Here is a 16,615-nt window from a genome sequence, read left to right as displayed (position 1 = left end):
GATACTGGTTCGATAAAAAGGGTGGTTGAGAAACCACCCTTTATTGTTCTTGAACGCGGCTAATTATTTGGTCAGCAGATGGCCCATTTTGGCCGCTTTGGTGGCCATATACTGTTCATTCTTGGGATTTTGCCCGACAATCAATGGCACCCGCTCAACGATATTGATCCCCGCCTCGGAGAGAATCTCAACCTTCTTCGGGTTATTGGTTAGCAAGCGCACGGCTTTGACGCCCAGTAATTTATATATATCTGAGCATAAGGTGAAGTCACGTTCATCGGCGGCAAATCCGAGTTGATGGTTAGCTTCCACCGTATCAAAGCCCTTATCCTGTAATGCGTAAGCGCGAATCTTATTCAGCAAACCAATATTACGGCCTTCCTGACGATGATAAATCAGCACACCGCGCCCCTCTTCGGCAATGTGCGCCAATGCGGCTTCTAACTGAAAACCACAGTCACAACGCAGGCTAAACAAAGCATCACCTGTCAGGCACTCAGAATGAACACGGGAGAGCACTGGTTTATCACCACTGATATCACCAAATATTAAGGCCAGATGATCATGGCCAGAGGCTAACTCTTCAAAACCGACCATCAAAAAATCACCCCAAGGCGTCGGTAACTTGGCTTCTGCTACACGTTTAAGCTGCATCTTACTGTTCATATTATAACTTCAGACCTTAAGGATGTTATCGCGCATCCTGATGTGGATACCCGCTTTAACCCGTTATATCCCTTCATCTTAGGGCATAGGGTTAAATAAAAAATTTCTCTGCGATCATTATTAGCTATATTGCCATAACTTTTGGCTCACTGCTGTTCAACAAAGCAGCGAAAAGGAAAGAGAAAATGTCTGACGAGAACATATTGGGGTAATAACATAATTTTGTTTATGTTATCAATGATTAATGGGACTTATACTGTGTGGTTATAGCTGCTGTACAATTTGTGCTATCACCATGGAAAAGACGATATAGACATTATGTGTAACCAAGGGCCCCAGATGTGGAATATAGCGAAACGAATCACTGTCGGAACACTTATCTTACTCTTACCCACCCTTGTTATCTGGCTTTCTGGTTGGCAGTGGCAACCCGGCAGTAATAATGTTTGGTTGAAAGGTGTGTTCTGGGTGACTGAAACGGTCACTGCGCCATGGGGAATCTTGACCAGTGCGTTGCTCAGTTGCTGGTTTTTATGGTGCCTACGGTTTCGGATTAAACCCGCGATGGGTTTGTTGGTCCTGATGGGCGGCGTAATTCTTGTCGGTCAGGGTATAAAATCACTGATTAAAGAGCAGGTACAAGAACCTCGTCCATTTGTCGTCTGGCTTGAGGCAGAACATCATATTGATAATCGCTTTTTCTATTCGCTTCCCCGTGCTGAACGCAGTGAGTTGGTCAAACAGCAACTACAGAGCCAAACCATTATTCCGCCGTGGTTGAGCAGTCATTGGCAGTTTGAAACTGGCTTCGCTTTCCCCTCAGGTCACACGGTTTTTGCTGCCAGTTGGGCATTGTTGGCGGTAGGCATATTGTGGCCACGGCGACATTATAAAACCGTCATTTTGCTAATGATATGGGCGCAAGGTGTCATGATGAGCCGGTTGGTATTAGGCATGCATTGGCCACGGGATCTGGTAGCCGCAGCACTTATCAGCGGGTTATTGGTCGCCATTGTGTGTAGCTTAGTACAACGTTGGTTCGGCTCGTTAGCCATTTTGCCACAGGAACAGCGCGAGATAGAAAAACGTGAGCATGAGGAAAATTGAGTGATTAGTTATTATTCTCAGCCCAGTCGCTTAAAATAATATCAATTAGGTGCCCAATCGGCGCTTTATCTTGGTGCAGGGTTTCTTTGCTGGGTAAGGAAGTGCTAATTTATCAAGTAAGGGCGCCACATTTTTGGCATAATTCATCAGGTTGATTCGGCCTTTAGGAAAAAACGTGAAATATTTGCTGATTTTTTTGTTAGTACTGGTGATTTTCGTGATTTCAGTCACGTTAGGGGCAAATAACGATCAAGTCGTTACCTTTAACTATTTATTGGCTCAGGGCGAATATCGGGTATCTACGTTATTGGCAACGCTTTTTGCGGCGGGCTTAGTACTTGGGTGGGTTATTTGTGGGCTTTTTTATCTGCGAGTTCGAATTTTACTGGGGCGCGCAGAGCGGAAAATTAAACGTCTTGAGTCACAGCAAGAGCAGCCTATTGAATCCAGTGCGGCTGTTTCCACACCTGCTGTCAGCAAGGAATAATTTTCTATGTTAGAAATGCTGTTTCTGCTGTTGCCCGTCGCTGCCGCCTATGGCTGGTATATGGGGCGTAGAAGCGCTCAGCAGGATAAGCAACAGGATGCTAACCGTCTGTCTCGTGAATATGTGGCAGGGGTTAACTTCCTTCTCTCTAATCAGCAGGACAAAGCGGTTGATCTGTTTCTTGAGATGTTGAAAGAAGACAGTTCGACCGTTGAAGCGCATCTGACATTAGGGAATCTGTTCCGTTCTCGTGGTGAAGTTGACCGCGCTATCCGCATTCATCAGGCGTTGATGGAAAGTGCTTCTCTGACCTTTGAACAACGATTGCTGGCAATTCAGCAACTTGGTCGTGATTATATGGCCGCGGGGTTATACGATCGGGCAGAGGATATGTTCAATCAATTGGTTGAAGAGCAAGATTTTCGGCTCGGGGCTCTACAGCAGTTATTGGTTATTCATCAGGCCACCAGTGATTGGAACAACGCGATTGAAGTGGCGGAAAAACTGGTCAAGATGGGCAAAGATAATCAGCGACTGGAGATAGCGCATTTCTATTGCGAACTGGCGCTGCAAGCCATGGGGAGTGATGATTTAGAGAAAGCAATGGGGTTGCTGAAGAAAGCGGCTATTGCGGATAAGCAGTGCGCCCGTGTCTCCATCATGCAAGGTCGGGTGCATATTGCCAAGGGTGAATATGCCAAGGGCGTAGAGGCGCTGGAGCGTGTGCTGGAGCAGGATAAGGAAGTGGTCAGCGAGGCATTACCTATGTTGAGCGATTGCTACCAACATCTACAACAGCCCGAGGCGTGGGCGAATTTCCTCAAACGCTGCGTTGAAGATAATACGGGTGCTACGGCTGAACTGATGCTGGCAGAAATACTGGAACAGCATGAAGGCCGTGATGTGGCACAAACCTATATCAACCGCCAGTTACAACGCCATCCCACCATGCGTGTTTTCTATCGATTAATGGATTATCACCTGGCAGATGCAGAAGAAGGGCGAGCGAAAGAGAGCTTGCTGTTGCTGCGAGACATGGTAGGAGAACAGATTCGGACCAAACCCCGTTATCGCTGTCATAAATGTGGTTTTACCGCGCACTCTCTGTACTGGCACTGTCCATCATGCCGAGCCTGGGCCTCGGTTAAGCCGATCCGGGGATTGGATGGGCAGTAAACGTTTCTATTGTCAGAGGTAGCGCGACAGTCATCGGGTGACCTGAGCCACCCGATAGTTTTTGATGAAGTATTGTGGTGTTATCTTTATTTTTTCTTCTGAGGCGCTTTCACACCGTCTTTCAATAATTGTCGCAGTTTCTTCAACTCTTTTTGGCTTAACGGCTGCTCTGAAATCTCTTCTACACCTTGGCTATCAATCTCACCTTGATGCAACTTGGCATCTTTGCGGCTGGCTTTACTACTTTTAACATCAACCTCAAAGCTCTTTTCTAATCTTTCGCACACCTCGGTACTCAGGGAAAACTGTTTTTCTAAGGCCGCAGCCTTGATTTTCTCTTTTAATTCCAGAGGGATTTTAATGGTTAAGGTAGATATTTCGCTCATCATATAACCTTTAACTTAGGAGGAAATACCAAGCTAAGCGAGGGAAGCGAAACTGTCTAGGGGATAACACAACTGTCACAAAAAATTCACATTGGCCACTGCAAAAAGAGCGCCAATGCGCTCTTAGAAGGAGATAAAGCGTTAACCGGAGAGACGGGTATTAACGATAGATAATGGCGGTACCGTGCATTTTGTTATTGCCGGTCGCAGAAGTTATCAGGAAAGATTTTGCACCGGCAGCCTTGGCTTGCTGCGCCAATGCATTTTCTAACTCGGTCAAGGTAGTTGCATTACTGGCAGAAATCACGCCAATTTCATTCAATCTTGCTGATTGATTAGTCTGTATTTGAGTGGCGGCGACGCTAGCAAATGATGCGAGAGACAGAATTAATGCCGGGACGATGAATTTAATGCTTTTCATGTGAAACTCCAGTTTCTAGTTTATTATATTGAATAATTAATATTTTTTACTTATTCAGTAGACAATTACTGTCTGGCGATGGAGTGAATGATACAGCATTAATATTGAATGAGAATCACAAACAACTGAGCATCTAAATCAAAATATTTGATTGAGAATTTACGTTTCTTGAAGCTGATTTACTTAATGGCAGGTAAGCACAATCTCACTGCTTGACGTAAATTGACCCTTTGCGGCAATCACGACCCATAAACAGCAAGCATTGGTGTCGCCCGATAGCTGTAATTTCAGTAGAGCAGCCTGTAGAATATGTGCGTTATCATTACTTATTGACTGAAAAGGGCTTAAAAATGACGTCTGCAACTAAAACTAATAACAGTGGCCCGATATCTTCTCCGATCATTGTCGCGCTGGATTATGCCAATAGAAACGCTGCGTTAGCCTTTGCTGATCGGGTTAATCCGCAAGATTGCCGGTTAAAAGTGGGCAAGGAGATGTTTACCTTATATGGCCCTCAGTTGGTCCGTGATCTGCATGCGCGTGGTTTTGAGGTTTTCCTTGATCTGAAATTTCATGACATTCCCAACACCACCGCTAAGGCGGTGAGCGCGGCAGCTGAGCTTGGGGTGTGGATGGTCAATGTCCACGCTAGTGGTGGTGCACGCATGATGACTGCCGCCAAAGAAGCCTTATTGCCTTATGAGCACCAGGCACCCCTATTGATTGCTGTTACGGTACTTACCAGCATGGATGGCGAAGATTTACGTGATATTGGTATTAACATTAGCCCGGCAGAACATGCCGAACGGTTAGCGAAACTGACATGGGATTGCGGTTTAGATGGGGTGGTGTGCTCTGCCCATGAAGCTGTGCGCCTCAAGCAGGTTTGTGGTGCTGATTTTAAACTGGTTACCCCAGGTATTCGCCCGCAGGGCAGTGAGGCCGGTGATCAGCGCCGTATCATGACTCCTGAGCAAGCCGTCTCTGCTGGGGTGGATTATATGGTTATCGGGCGTCCGATCACCCAATCTCCTGACCCAGAAAAAACACTGAGTGAGATTCTGGCATCATTGAGCAAGGTGGCATAATGACGAATGATAATAGCCGTTTGGTGTATTCAACTGACTCGGGGCGTATCAGTGAGCCTGAGCTAAAACCTGCGCGGCCAAAAGGGGATGGTATTGTTCGTATTCAGCGCCAAACCAGTGGTCGTAAAGGAAAGGGCGTGTGCCTGATTACCGGTGTTGATGGCAGTGATGAGGTGCTGGATAAACTGGCAGCAGAATTGAAGAAGAAGTGCGGTTGCGGTGGCTCGATTAAAGACGGCATTATTGAAATTCAAGGAGATAAACGCGATCTTCTTAAGCAACTGCTCGAAGCCAAAGGGATGAAAGTCAAACTGGCAGGTGGCTGAGAATAATTTATAGTTTCATTTATCAGTTTCCCCTAATTAATTGACGTTGCAGGTAGTCCGCCAGCAAACGAATCCCGATGAGCTTACACAGGTAAGTGATTCGGGTCAGTGAGCGTAGCTAACACCCTGCAACGTCAAGTCATACCGATAACATTATTTGCTGACTTGGTGCCCGATAACCCCACCAACCGCCGCGCCACCTAATGTCCCCAGCGTACTGCCGGTCAACACCGCACCACCTACAGCACCAGCACCGGCACCGATTGCGGTATTGCGGTCACGTTTGGACATATTAGAACAAGCAGACAGGGACAAGGCCAGCGTTAGCGCCAAGGCGGCAGTGGCAAATCGTTTATTGATTATCATCATCATAATTCTCCTGACGTTGGCTAAGTACGGATAGATCAGGTCATATAGTTTGAATCTATCTATCCTGATGTATCCGTGCAAAATTGAACTTACCTAACTAAGTATAGGCGTTGTAGCAATTTTAGCCGAAGTCTCATTTTGTTAGTGTTTAGAATAAAAATCGTCGTTTAGATTTAAATTCAGAATTAATGCTAAAAACTCGTTTTGTCACCAATAGAAACCAGTATAAATATCCGTGAATCATTTAATAGGTAAATAGTCCTAATTTGATCTGATAAGACGGGGAATGAGGGATTGTCTGAGACTAAAGGCACGATTAACCCATTGTCAGTGCTAAATAAAATATGACGTTCTGCTATGTGTACCTCGCAGACTGTACTTTCCAGCCGATCTGCACGCAGTTTATAGCCATTTATCCCATACCGGTTCTTACCTGTGGCGCTGAAAATGAGAGAAATTCAGTCATTCAGGATACGACGATGCTCAACGAACTGAAGCAACAGGTACTGGCCGCCAATCTGGCGTTACCTCGCCACAATTTGGTCACATTCACTTGGGGCAATGTCAGTGCTGTCGATAGACAACATGGTTTACTGGTGATTAAGCCTTCCGGTGTGGAATATGACGTGATGACACTGGACGATATGGTGGTGGTAGAGTTGGAAACCGGCAAAGTGGTGGAGGGCAGTAAGAAGCCCTCATCGGATACTGATACTCACCGGGTGCTTTATCTTAATTTCCCGCAAATTGGCGGCATCGTTCATACCCATTCACGCCATGCAACCATTTGGGCCCAGGCTGGGCTAGATTTGCCTGCGTGGGGTACCACTCACGCAGATTACTTCTACGGCACCATTCCCTGTACCCGGTTGATGACGCAAGAAGAGATTGCTGGCCGCTATGAATGGGAAACCGGCAATGTCATCGTTGAGACATTCCATCAACGGGGCATTAAACCCGAAGATGTGCCTGCCGTTTTAGTCAATTCACACGGGCCGTTTGCCTGGGGGACCAGTGCGGATAATGCCGTACACAACGCGGTTGTGTTAGAGGAGTTGGCTTATATGGGGATTTTCTCACGCCAATTGAACCCGCAACTCGATGCTATGCAACCGCAATTATTGGATAAACACTATTTACGCAAACACGGTAAAAATGCCTATTACGGGCAATAATCGCTGTTGGGGCCTCCTGTTGAGAAGCCGACAATATGGCCCGTGTTCAGTCTTGCACGGGTTTCTCCAGCCATAGCACGGAGTCAGTGATATCGAGCATTTTTGCTTCGACCTGTGCAATGGCATCATTGATACCTTGATTGTAATAATGCGCGCCCAGCTCACGACTGATGAATTCCAGTAAAAATTCCGCATCAAAATCTTCCAGCTCGATACTGAGGTTCTGCTCCAGATAATCCTGAATTTTACGTGCCATGCGCTGAGTCTGTTCACGCGTGAAGGTGATGTCCGCCATTATTGCTGTTACTCCGTTATGAATGTTATTGCTCTTATTCGCTGAGGATATCAACTTGAATGCCTTGTGCCATTAATTGCTGCTGATAACCTGCGGGCAGGCGGTTATCGGTAATGACCCGGTTGATGGACGATAATGGCATCAGTGAGTTCTGATGCACCTGACCAAATTTTGATGCATCGGCCAGAATGATATTTTCAGCGCCTTTGGCTAACACACTATTAATCACATCGGCGCGTAACATATCGCGCCCGGTAAAGCCGGTATCGGCCTGATAACCGTCGATACCGATAAACGCCTTGCTGAAATGCACATGGCGCAAACAAAGTTGCGTCAATGGGCCAACCATACTGTCACTTTTTTTCTGATAAATTCCGCCCAGAAGAATCACTTCACAGGAAGACTCTTTCAATTGTCTGGCGATATAACCACTCACCGTCACCAAGGTGATACCAGGGCGTTGGGCCAAATGATGCGCCAACAGGGCGTTGCTACTGCCGCTTTCGATAAATACCGTCTCACCTTCATTGACCAGTGAAGCAGCATGATTGGCCAATTTTTGCTTCATGGCAAAGTGAGTCATCATGCGAACATCGACATCGTCACTCTCAAGAGCGACGGCTGAACCATGCACTCGTTTGAGCAAACCTCTCGTCTCTAGCTGATTGAGATCCTGACGGATTGTCACCTCAGAGACCTGCGTTTCCTGCGCCAATTCACTGACACTGACACGTTGCCGGTCGTTTACCAACTGTAAAATTATTTGCTGTCTTGGGTTCATGGCATTCCCGATAATAAAGTGTGCTGAAAATTGAACCTGCCAACGCGGGTGGTAAAAGTTCGCCGGTTCACAACAACAGCATAATGATAAATAATACCTTAAATAGTGTGGATAACACCCTGTGTTACTAAGGGAAAAGTGAGGCAAGCCACAACTCTGTCTTACAACGCTATCATCGCATTTTTTGCAGTATGTAAAACACATTGCTTTTGATTGAAGTTTAATTTACTTTCGAATGAAGGTATTTTGATCAAGATCACGTTATCGATTCATGATTGGTCTATGATTGCGGCTGATGATTGTTGGTAAATCCATTTGCTTAACTGGCTTATTTGTTTAACCAGTCTGGCTGCTTACATAATCCAAACCGGAGGTTCTTATGGAGCTTTATCTTGATACCGCAGATGTAGCTGCAGTAAAACGCCTGGCGCGCGTACTGCCATTACAAGGTGTCACTACCAACCCGACTATTTTGGCAAAAGCGGGCAAGCCTATCTGGGAGGTGTTACCTGCGCTGCGCGATGCTCTGGGCGGTACCGGTAAACTTTTCGCACAAGTGCTGGCCAGTGACAGTGAACTGATGGTGTCAGAGGCAATCATGCTATCAAAGCGCGTCCCCGGTTTGGTTATCAAGATCCCCGCCACCGCTGAAGGATTGGCGGCTATCAAACAATTAAAAGGGATGTCGATTCCGACATTAGGTACCGCCGTATATGGTGCCGGGCAAGGGCTGCTGTCTGCATTGGCGGGGGCTGAATATGTCGCACCCTATGTTAACCGACTGGATGCACAAGGCGGCGATGGCATTGCGATGGTCCGTGAGTTACAGCAGTTGTTAACCTTACATGCACCGGGCGCGAAAGTATTGGCGGCCAGTTTCCGTACGCCACGTCAGGTAGTAGATTGCCTGTTGGCGGGCTGTCAGTCAGTCACCATTCCGGTGGATGTGGCAGAACAACTTATCAGCGCGCCTGCGGTAAAAGCGGCAGTAGAACAATTTGAACAAGATTGGCAGGGCGCATTTGGCTCGCCAATCTTGAGCTAGTTGGTGGTGCCTGCTGTTCAAACGGAAAATAAAAACGCCCTGTGAAACATCAACAGGGCGTGACAATGTCACTTTTTGATTCAGCTTGCTAGCTTAACAAGGGCATTTCCCCAGTTTACCGGCCTCACTGGGGAAGCGGGCATCCAGACAGTAACGGTGGAATTCCCGTTCGGTCATCGGTGTGGTGTCAGGATGATGTCGGCGCATATGATTAACATAATTGCCGTAATCCTGTACTCCCACCATCAGTCGAAAGCTTTGTGCCACGCGGTGTGCGATAAGGCGCAACCAAGCCCGCAGATGAGTCGGGCGGACCGCCACAGAAACCAACGGTATACAACGCGTAATCTGGCGCGGCGTGGTTACTAACCCTGTTCGGGTACGAAACGGTATGCCTGCATTAGCCACGAGCAACCTCCTCACGGAAGACAATTTCAGTCTCATGGGTGGTCGGTTTGCTGGATTTCAGCGCACGACGGACCACAAAGAAAGATGAAATCAGCATGGTCACTGCCACCAGCATAAAGAAGGCACATAAGGCGGCATTGATCTGGTTATTGAACACAATAGTTTCCATGTCTTTAATGCTCTTGGCGGGAGCAATCAGAACGCCTTGCTCAACACCGGCAGAGAATTTCTTCGCTTGAGCCAGGAAACCAATACTCGGTTTTTCATGGAAAATCTTCTGCCAGCCTGCGGTCATTGAGGTAATAAACAGCCAAATTGTTGGCAGGATGGTTACCCAAGCATAGCGTTGCTTCTTCATTTTAAACAGGACGACAGTCCCTAAAATCAGCGCCATCGATGCCAGCATCTGGTTACCGATACCGAACAGTGGCCACAAGGTATTGATCCCCCCTAATGGGTCAACCACACCTTGATAAACAAAGAAGCCCCAGCAGGCGACCGCCACTGTGGTGCCGGACAAGTTACCCAACCATGAGCGGTTATTTGCCAGGCTCGGCACTACGACACCCACCAAATCCTGCACCATAAAGCGACAGGCACGGGTACCAGCATCCACGGCGGTCAGAATAAACATGGCTTCAAATAGAATGGCAAAGTGATACCAGAAGGCCATCATATTGCGGCTGTTAAATATCTCACTGATAATATGCGCCATCCCAACGGCGAAAGTGGGGGCACCACCTGCACGGGATAAAATGGAGTTCTCGCCAACATCTTTGGCAATCATGGCCAGGGTGTCAGGTGTGACTACAAATCCCCAACTGCTAATGGCCAAAGAGGCGCTTTCTACTGTGGTGCCAATCAACGCTGCCGGAGAGTTCATGGCGAAATAGACACCGGGATCGATAACCGAGGCACAAATTAGCGCCATGATGGCGACAAAGGATTCCATCAGCATCGCGCCATAGCCGATAAAGCGGGTGTGACTTTCACGCTCAATCAGTTTTGGTGTAGTGCCACTGGCAACCAAGGCGTGGAAGCCCGAAATAGCCCCGCAAGCGATGGTAATAAACAGGAACGGGAACAGGCTACCGGAGAATACCGGGCCGCTGCCATCAATAAAACGTGTGACGGCAGGCATTTTCATTTCAGGCATGGCAAAGACAATACCGACGGCCAAACCAATAATGACGCCAATCTTCAGGAAGGTCGACAGATAGTCCCGTGGTGCCAACAACAACCACACCGGTAGCACTGAGGCGATAAAACCATAGATAACCAGCACCCAGGTCAGGGTGGTGCCGTGTAAAGTAAAGAATGGTCCCCAATAAGGGTGAGCCGCGATATTGCCGCCGTAAATAATTGCGGACATCATCAGTACGAAACCAATTAAGGATACTTCCGCGATTTTCCCCGGGCGGATAAAGCGCATATAAACGCCCATAAACAGTGCTATCGGGATAGTCGCTGCAATGGTGAACAGGCCCCATGGGCTGTCAGCCAAGGCTTTAACCACCACTAATGCTAGCGCGGACAAGATGATAATCATCACCCCCAGCGCGCCCAGCATAGTGATAACCCCGGCAAAAGCGCCCAACTCTTGTTTTGCCATCTCCCCCAGAGAGCGACCATCGCGACGGGTAGAGATAAACAGGATCAAGAAGTCCTGTACCGCACCGGCCATCATTACCCCGACCAAAATCCAGATAGTCCCCGGCAAGAAGCCCATCTGTGCGGCCAGAATTGGCCCAACCAATGGCCCGGCACCGGCAATCGCCGCAAAGTGGTGACCGAATAGTACCCATTTATTGGTCGGGACATAATCCAGGCCGTCATTGCGCCGCTCAGCAGGTGTCAGGCGACGGTCATCCAACTCAAACACATTCTTGGCAATAAATAGGCTGTAAAAGCGGTAAGCGATGCTGTAACACGCCACTGAGGCGATCACCAACCAGATGGCATTGACATGCTCACCGCGGCTGAGTGCCAGCATAGCAAAGGCAAATGCACCAATTAACGCCACGGTCAGCCATATGACGACAGTCTTGACGTTCTTCATGGGTAACGACTCCTTGTTATGAGGAAAATTTAACAGTTATCAGCACCGGTTTTGGAAAAAAGATACAAACCGTTAGTTAACATAGGAGCTTTAATGTGAAAGAAAAGGTGCGAAAGTGAAAAGTGTGATCAATAAATTATTTTAACGTAACGTTCAGTAGTATTTGCTTACATTTTGTGACGCTGACAGCGCTAAACTGGAGGGAACATCAAGTGGGATTGAAGGGGGGCAATTGAAAAAGCCGTGGGATGTGGAGTATCACCACGGCTTAATGTGTTTTTTCTAAATATCAAACCACCGGGCGGGCCACCACATTGCGAGTTTCCATGCGAACCTCGGCAATGCGCACTTCGATTTTATCGCTTTGGCTATAAACCGTTTCACCTTTAATTTGCACGGTACCTGTTTCCTGACTGCATACCATCTCATCACGTACTGCATGAATAAACGGTGCAGGGATAAAGGCCACGGCGCCATTATCCAGCAAACGAACACGCAGACCACCACGGGTAACATCAATAATTTCCGCAGCGAAACGGGTATCAGTACCAGCTTGAGGCTGTAGATAACGGGCATACAACCAGTCACCGACATCGCGTTCGGCCATGCGATTCAGACGACGGCGCTCAGCCAATTGAATCGTTATCTCGTCTTGTGGTTTCTCCGCTTGCTGGCCGGTAATAATGGCTTTGAGCAGGCGATGATTGACCATATCACCGTATTTACGAATAGGTGAAGTCCAGGTGGCATAGGCCTCTAACCCCAAACCAAAGTGTGGGCCAGGAACGGTACTGATTTCAGCAAAGGTCTGGAAGCGGCGGATACGGCTGTCGAGGAACTGGGTTGGCAACGCATCAAGATGACGGCGCAACTCACAGAAGCCTGGTAGGGTCAGTAGAGCCTGTGGGTCAGCCGCGACACCATTGGCCTGCAACACGGTCGCTGCCTGTTCAACCAATGCCGGATCAAAACCGGTATGTACGTTATAAATGCCAAAGCCCAAATTATCGCGCAAAGCAATAGCAGCACAGACGTTGGCGGCAATCATGCACTCTTCAACAATACGGTTAGCAATACGGCGGTGCTCAACAATGATATCCAGCACCTCGCCTTTTTCACCCAATAGGAAGCGGTAATCTGGACGGTCTTTAAACACCAGGGCATGTTCTTGACGCCAGTTGCTACGCGCCTCGCACACCCGTTTCAGCAATAGGATTTGCTCGGCAATATCCGCATCCGGTGGCTGCCAACCGGTGTTGCCGTCCAGCCAGTCAGAAACCTCGTCATAAACCAGTTTGGCTTTGGACTCGACCCAGGCGGCAGAGAAACAAATATCATCACTCAGCGCGCCATCAGCGGCGATAGTCACACGGCACACCAATACCGGGCGGCGCTCATTTGGCCGCAATGAGCAGAGGTTGTCAGACAAGTGGCGTGGCAGCATCGGAATGTTGAAGCCAGGCAGATAGTTAGTAAATGCACGTTTACGGGCGATTAAATCCAACTCACTGTTTTCATCGACATAGGCGGTTGGATCAGCAATGGCAATGGTCAACAACAGGGAACCGTCACCGTTGTCTTCCACATACAGCGCATCATCCATATCTTCGGTGCTGTTGCTGTCGATAGTAACAAAATGGAGCGCCGTCAGGTCTTCGCGTACTAAGGTGCTATCATGCAAGGCAGATTCAACCATAACCGGGGCTTCACGCTCCAGATTATGGCGAGCTAATGTTACCCACCAAGGCACGAAATGATCTTCACCATTAGTAATAAATGCCGTCAAATCAGCATTAAAAGCACGATCGCCTTTTAATGGGTGACGGCGCATTTCAGCCACCGCCCAATCACCGTTCTGGAAGTCGTGGGTTAACTCACGGGCTGGACGACATTGGATGGCATCACGCAGCAGCGGGTGGTCAGGCACGATAGACAGACGATCATCTTTTCGTTGGACGCGACCGACAAAGCGGGATAAAAATGGCTCGACCAATGTTTCTGGCTCAGCAATTTCACGATCTTTATCCGTGTGCAAGGTGGCAATAATCCGATCGCCGTGCATGACTTTCTTCATCTGTGGCGGCGGAATAAAATAACTTTTCTGCCCATCTACCTCAAGAAAGCCAAAGCCTTTCTCAGTACCTTTAACCACGCCTTCAACGCGCGGGGTCTGAGTGTGAAGTTGCTGTTTTAGCTGCGCCAGCAGCGGGTTATCTTGAAACATATCGTCCAGTGAATGGTGTAGTGAGTGGGTTTAATCCGGCTGACAGTTTTACGCGAATCAGCCCCATCGGGCAAGCGGCATATCACGTTGGAGGGGAATTCCTTGTTAATGGTATGGGCATATCCGTTGCCCATGATTGCCAGCCCTGGCAACAGCCAGAGGGCCGGCTTTAGCTAACAAACTCAGGCAATGCGCTGTGACAATGGTGGTTGCCAGCGTCGAATGGTCACTGGCACTGATTTTGACGTTGGGGTGTGGGTTTGATCACCAAAGCTGGATAAGGGCACCAGTGGGTTGGTTTCAGGATAGTATGCGGCGAGATTACCGCGCGGGATATCATAGCTCACTAACTTGAATCCACTGACTTTACGAGTAATCCCATCATTCCATAAGGTTTCTATTTCCACTAGCACGCCATCTTCTAAAGCCAACGCGGCCAAATCTTGTGGATTAATGAACAAAACTTCTCGCTGACCATAGACACCCCGGTAGCGATCGTCGAGACCATAAATGGTGGTGTTATATTGATCATGAGAGCGCAATGTTTGTAACACAAACGGGGCCGCCGCCCCTGCAATCGGCGGGAATAGACTCTCTGGTAGGGGTGCGGCGCAAAATTCAGCTTTACCACTTGGGGTAGCAAAACGCATTTCAGCGGCGGCGCTACCCAGATAGAAACCACCGGGTTGATCACAACGCGTGTTGAAATTATCAAAGCCCTGTACGGTGGCGGCAATATGGTCACGGATCAGATTGTAGTCAGCGGCTAATGCCAGCCAGTCCAACTTTGCACCATTAACCTTTTTGTTAGCGAAAACCGCATTGGCGATGCCACAAACAATGGCGGTTTCGGCGTGCTGGGTATCCGCCAGCGGCTTCCCGACCCCTTCAGATGCGTGCACCATACTGAAAGAATCTTCTACCGTAATGAATTGTGAACCACTGGCTTGCATATCGCGCTCGGTGCGGCCCAGTGTCGGCAAAATCAAGGCATCAGTGCCGGTAATCAGGTGACTACGATTTAGCTTGGTACTGATATGAACGGTCAACTCGCAACTGCGTAATGCTTGTGCGGTGCGCTCAGTATCCGGTGCCGCCGCCGCCAAATTCCCGCCAAGGGCAATCAGCACTTTTACTTCACCGCGCAACATCGCTTCGAGAGCTTCCACGGTGTTATGACCCGCACTTTGTGGTGGGGTGAAACCAAAATGGTCGGCCAAACGATCCAGCATGGCTTTTGCGGGTTTTTCATCAATGCCCATCGTGCGATTACCTTGCACGTTACTGTGACCACGTACCGGACATAACCCCGCGCCGGGCTTGCCTAACTGACCAAACAACAGTTGGAGATTAGCCAGTTCCCGCACCGTTATCACTGAATGTTTATGCTGAGTGATCCCCATCGCCCAGGTGATGATAACGCGCTCGGCATGTTGATAAATATCAGCGGCATAGCGAATTTGCTCTTCACTCAGGCCCGACTGTTGGGTGATCTGCGCCCAACAGGTGTTATCAACGGCCGCCAGATACGCGGCTATACCTTGTGTATGTACCGCAATAAAGGCTTGATCAAACAAACCTGATTCCCCTTGCGCCAATTGATGGCGATGGGTTTCCAATAAGGCTTTTACCATGCCGCGCACCGCCGCCATATCACCACCTAAATTAGGTTGAAAATAAGCAGAACTAATAGGGGAGGATTTTGGTGTCAGCATTTCAAGAGGATTTTGCGGATCGGCGAAACGCTCCAAACCGCGTTCACGCAAGGTATTGAAGCTAACAATACGTGCACCGCGATCTTTGGCATGACGGAGGCTGTGTAGCATGCGGGGGTGGTTAGTCCCCGGGTTTTGTCCGAAAACAAAAATAGCATCGGCCAGTTCGAAGTCCTGCATCTGAATGGTACCTTTACCAACGCCGATACTCTGCTTTAATCCGGTACCACTGGCTTCATGGCACATGTTTGAGCAGTCCGGGAAGTTATTGGTCCCCAACATGCGGCCAAATAATTGATAAAGGTAAGAGGCTTCATTGCTGGCACGCCCGGAGGTATATAGCTCCAACTGATCGGGGTTATCCAATCCATTAATATGCTGAGCGATCAACGCCAAAGCATCTTCCCAACTGATGGGTTGGTAGCGGTCAGTTTGTGGGTTATAACGCATCGGATGGGTGAGCCGCCCCTGGTACTCAAGGAAGTAGTCACTCTGCTGGCGCAATGTGGTCAGACTGTGTTCGGCAAAGAATTGGGGTTCCACCGCTTTGCGGGTCGCTTCCCAACTGACCGCTTTAGCGCCATTTTCGCAAAAACTGAAGGTGCTGTGATTATCGTCGCCCCAGGCACAACCGGGGCAGTCAAAACCTTTTACCTGATTGACCCGCAACAAATTGCGAATATTTTTCAACGCTTGCTTGCTGTCCAGGACAAAGCGGGTGGTTGCTTCGAGAGAACCCCAGCCGCCAGCCGCGCCGGTATAGGGTTTTATTGCTGATTTAAATTTCATAATGATACGCCGCAGGTGTCTTTTTTGTTTCAAGCAGGTAACAAAATCATTAACTGTTTGAGTCTGTTTTGTCACAAGTTTAGTGGCGCGGCGGTATG

General features: G+C 48.5%; 17 protein-coding genes. 7 read left to right on the top strand and 10 right to left on the bottom strand.

Features of this window, described 5'->3' with window-relative positions:
• Positions 1 to 63: 63 nt before the first annotated feature.
• Entirely contained in the window at positions 64 to 654 is a 591-nt protein-coding gene (gene ribA / locus V1956_RS13670; protein WP_083163652.1) for a GTP cyclohydrolase II, read from the bottom strand.
• 351 nt (positions 655 to 1,005) lie between these two features.
• Between ribA and pgpB the strand changes: the two genes are divergently transcribed.
• From pgpB to lapB, 3 genes are all read left to right on the top strand, one after another.
• Complete coding sequence (gene pgpB, locus V1956_RS13665) at positions 1,006 to 1,773, top strand: phosphatidylglycerophosphatase B (protein WP_442825228.1); 768 nt, start codon at positions 1,006 to 1,008, stop codon at positions 1,771 to 1,773.
• Positions 1,774 to 1,948: 175 nt separating this feature from the next.
• The gene (locus V1956_RS13660; RefSeq protein ID WP_005191595.1) at positions 1,949 to 2,260 is read left to right on the top strand and encodes a LapA family protein; all 312 of its coding nucleotides are present in this window, start codon (positions 1,949 to 1,951) and stop codon (positions 2,258 to 2,260) included.
• Between the two features lie 6 nt (positions 2,261 to 2,266).
• Complete coding sequence (gene lapB, locus V1956_RS13655; protein ID WP_083158899.1) at positions 2,267 to 3,436, top strand: lipopolysaccharide assembly protein LapB; 1,170 nt, start codon at positions 2,267 to 2,269, stop codon at positions 3,434 to 3,436.
• 86 nt (positions 3,437 to 3,522) lie between these two features.
• Here lapB and V1956_RS13650 read toward each other — a convergent pair whose 3' ends face one another.
• Entirely contained in the window at positions 3,523 to 3,822 is a 300-nt protein-coding gene (locus V1956_RS13650) for a hypothetical protein (protein ID WP_193784662.1), read from the bottom strand.
• Positions 3,823 to 3,982: 160 nt separating this feature from the next.
• The gene (gene bhsA, locus V1956_RS13645; RefSeq protein ID WP_442825227.1) at positions 3,983 to 4,243 is read right to left on the bottom strand and encodes a multiple stress resistance protein BhsA; all 261 of its coding nucleotides are present in this window, start codon (positions 4,241 to 4,243) and stop codon (positions 3,983 to 3,985) included.
• 350 nt (positions 4,244 to 4,593) lie between these two features.
• Between bhsA and pyrF the strand changes: the two genes are divergently transcribed.
• The gene (pyrF, locus tag V1956_RS13640) at positions 4,594 to 5,331 is read left to right on the top strand and encodes an orotidine-5'-phosphate decarboxylase (RefSeq protein ID WP_420074907.1); all 738 of its coding nucleotides are present in this window, start codon (positions 4,594 to 4,596) and stop codon (positions 5,329 to 5,331) included.
• Positions 5,331 to 5,657, top strand: a complete 327-nt coding sequence (yciH, locus tag V1956_RS13635; RefSeq protein WP_372558984.1) for a stress response translation initiation inhibitor YciH — start codon at positions 5,331 to 5,333, stop codon at positions 5,655 to 5,657. The genes pyrF and yciH overlap by 1 nt, the downstream gene beginning before the upstream one ends.
• Positions 5,658 to 5,810: 153 nt before the next feature.
• Here the strand turns inward: yciH and osmB are convergent, their stop codons facing one another.
• Positions 5,811 to 6,026: an osmotically-inducible lipoprotein OsmB gene (gene osmB / locus V1956_RS13630; protein WP_083158894.1), complete on the bottom strand. Its 216-nt coding sequence runs from the start codon at positions 6,024 to 6,026 to the stop codon at positions 5,811 to 5,813.
• 479 nt (positions 6,027 to 6,505) lie between these two features.
• Here osmB and araD point away from each other — a divergent pair, with 479 nt between their 5' ends.
• Positions 6,506 to 7,201, top strand: a complete 696-nt coding sequence (gene araD / locus V1956_RS13625) for an L-ribulose-5-phosphate 4-epimerase (RefSeq protein WP_420074906.1) — start codon at positions 6,506 to 6,508, stop codon at positions 7,199 to 7,201.
• Positions 7,202 to 7,247: 46 nt separating this feature from the next.
• Here araD and V1956_RS13620 read toward each other — a convergent pair whose 3' ends face one another.
• Positions 7,248 to 7,496, bottom strand: coding sequence for a DUF2164 domain-containing protein (locus V1956_RS13620; protein ID WP_005191610.1), 249 nt, complete (start codon positions 7,494 to 7,496; stop codon positions 7,248 to 7,250).
• Positions 7,497 to 7,530: 34 nt separating this feature from the next.
• Complete coding sequence (locus V1956_RS13615) at positions 7,531 to 8,277, bottom strand: DeoR family transcriptional regulator (RefSeq protein ID WP_372558986.1); 747 nt, start codon at positions 8,275 to 8,277, stop codon at positions 7,531 to 7,533.
• 379 nt (positions 8,278 to 8,656) lie between these two features.
• Here V1956_RS13615 and fsa point away from each other — a divergent pair, with 379 nt between their 5' ends.
• Positions 8,657 to 9,322, top strand: coding sequence for a fructose-6-phosphate aldolase (fsa, locus tag V1956_RS13610; protein WP_083158891.1), 666 nt, complete (start codon positions 8,657 to 8,659; stop codon positions 9,320 to 9,322).
• A gap of 93 nt (positions 9,323 to 9,415) precedes the next feature.
• On the opposite strand, the gene V1956_RS13605 is transcribed toward fsa, so the two are convergent.
• The 4 genes from V1956_RS13605 to V1956_RS13590 form a co-directional block, all read right to left on the bottom strand.
• Positions 9,416 to 9,730, bottom strand: coding sequence for a CstA-like transporter-associated (seleno)protein (locus V1956_RS13605; protein WP_372558987.1), 315 nt, complete (start codon positions 9,728 to 9,730; stop codon positions 9,416 to 9,418).
• Positions 9,723 to 11,789, bottom strand: coding sequence for a carbon starvation CstA family protein (locus V1956_RS13600; protein WP_372558988.1), 2,067 nt, complete (start codon positions 11,787 to 11,789; stop codon positions 9,723 to 9,725). The genes V1956_RS13605 and V1956_RS13600 overlap by 8 nt, the downstream gene beginning before the upstream one ends.
• Before the next feature lie 289 nt (positions 11,790 to 12,078).
• A complete protein-coding gene (locus tag V1956_RS13595; RefSeq protein WP_442825226.1) occupies positions 12,079 to 14,013 on the bottom strand; it encodes an exoribonuclease II in 1,935 nt (644 codons plus the stop codon).
• Positions 14,014 to 14,195: 182 nt separating this feature from the next.
• Entirely contained in the window at positions 14,196 to 16,517 is a 2,322-nt protein-coding gene (locus tag V1956_RS13590; protein ID WP_442825225.1) for an FdhF/YdeP family oxidoreductase, read from the bottom strand.
• Positions 16,518 to 16,615 lie beyond the last annotated feature (98 nt).

It is taken from the genome of Yersinia sp. 2540 StPb PI, assembly GCF_052217165.1.
Classification (GTDB): domain Bacteria; phylum Pseudomonadota; class Gammaproteobacteria; order Enterobacterales; family Enterobacteriaceae; genus Yersinia; species Yersinia enterocolitica_E.
Note: the sequence above shows the minus strand (reverse complement) of the source record. Positions and strands in the feature narration are given on the sequence as shown.

Excerpts from the sequence above, each read along its gene's own strand:
- ribA (WP_083163652.1), bottom strand. The coding sequence starts at position 654 with ATGCAGCTTAAACGTGTAGCAGAAGCCAAGTTACCGACGCCTTGGGGT.
- pgpB (WP_442825228.1), top strand. The coding sequence starts at position 1,006 with ATGTGGAATATAGCGAAACGAATCACTGTCGGAACACTTATCTTACTC.
- lapB (WP_083158899.1), top strand. The coding sequence starts at position 2,267 with ATGTTAGAAATGCTGTTTCTGCTGTTGCCCGTCGCTGCCGCCTATGGC.
- V1956_RS13650 (WP_193784662.1), bottom strand. The coding sequence starts at position 3,822 with ATGAGCGAAATATCTACCTTAACCATTAAAATCCCTCTGGAATTAAAA.
- bhsA (WP_442825227.1), bottom strand. The coding sequence starts at position 4,243 with ATGAAAAGCATTAAATTCATCGTCCCGGCATTAATTCTGTCTCTCGCA.
- pyrF (WP_420074907.1), top strand. The coding sequence starts at position 4,594 with ATGACGTCTGCAACTAAAACTAATAACAGTGGCCCGATATCTTCTCCG.
- yciH (WP_372558984.1), top strand. The coding sequence starts at position 5,331 with ATGACGAATGATAATAGCCGTTTGGTGTATTCAACTGACTCGGGGCGT.
- osmB (WP_083158894.1), bottom strand. The coding sequence starts at position 6,026 with ATGATGATAATCAATAAACGATTTGCCACTGCCGCCTTGGCGCTAACG.
- araD (WP_420074906.1), top strand. The coding sequence starts at position 6,506 with ATGCTCAACGAACTGAAGCAACAGGTACTGGCCGCCAATCTGGCGTTA.
- V1956_RS13620 (WP_005191610.1), bottom strand. The coding sequence starts at position 7,496 with ATGGCGGACATCACCTTCACGCGTGAACAGACTCAGCGCATGGCACGT.
- V1956_RS13615 (WP_372558986.1), bottom strand. The coding sequence starts at position 8,277 with ATGAACCCAAGACAGCAAATAATTTTACAGTTGGTAAACGACCGGCAA.
- fsa (WP_083158891.1), top strand. The coding sequence starts at position 8,657 with ATGGAGCTTTATCTTGATACCGCAGATGTAGCTGCAGTAAAACGCCTG.
- V1956_RS13600 (WP_372558988.1), bottom strand. The coding sequence starts at position 11,789 with ATGAAGAACGTCAAGACTGTCGTCATATGGCTGACCGTGGCGTTAATT.
- V1956_RS13595 (WP_442825226.1), bottom strand. The coding sequence starts at position 14,013 with ATGTTTCAAGATAACCCGCTGCTGGCGCAGCTAAAACAGCAACTTCAC.
- V1956_RS13590 (WP_442825225.1), bottom strand. The coding sequence starts at position 16,517 with ATGAAATTTAAATCAGCAATAAAACCCTATACCGGCGCGGCTGGCGGC.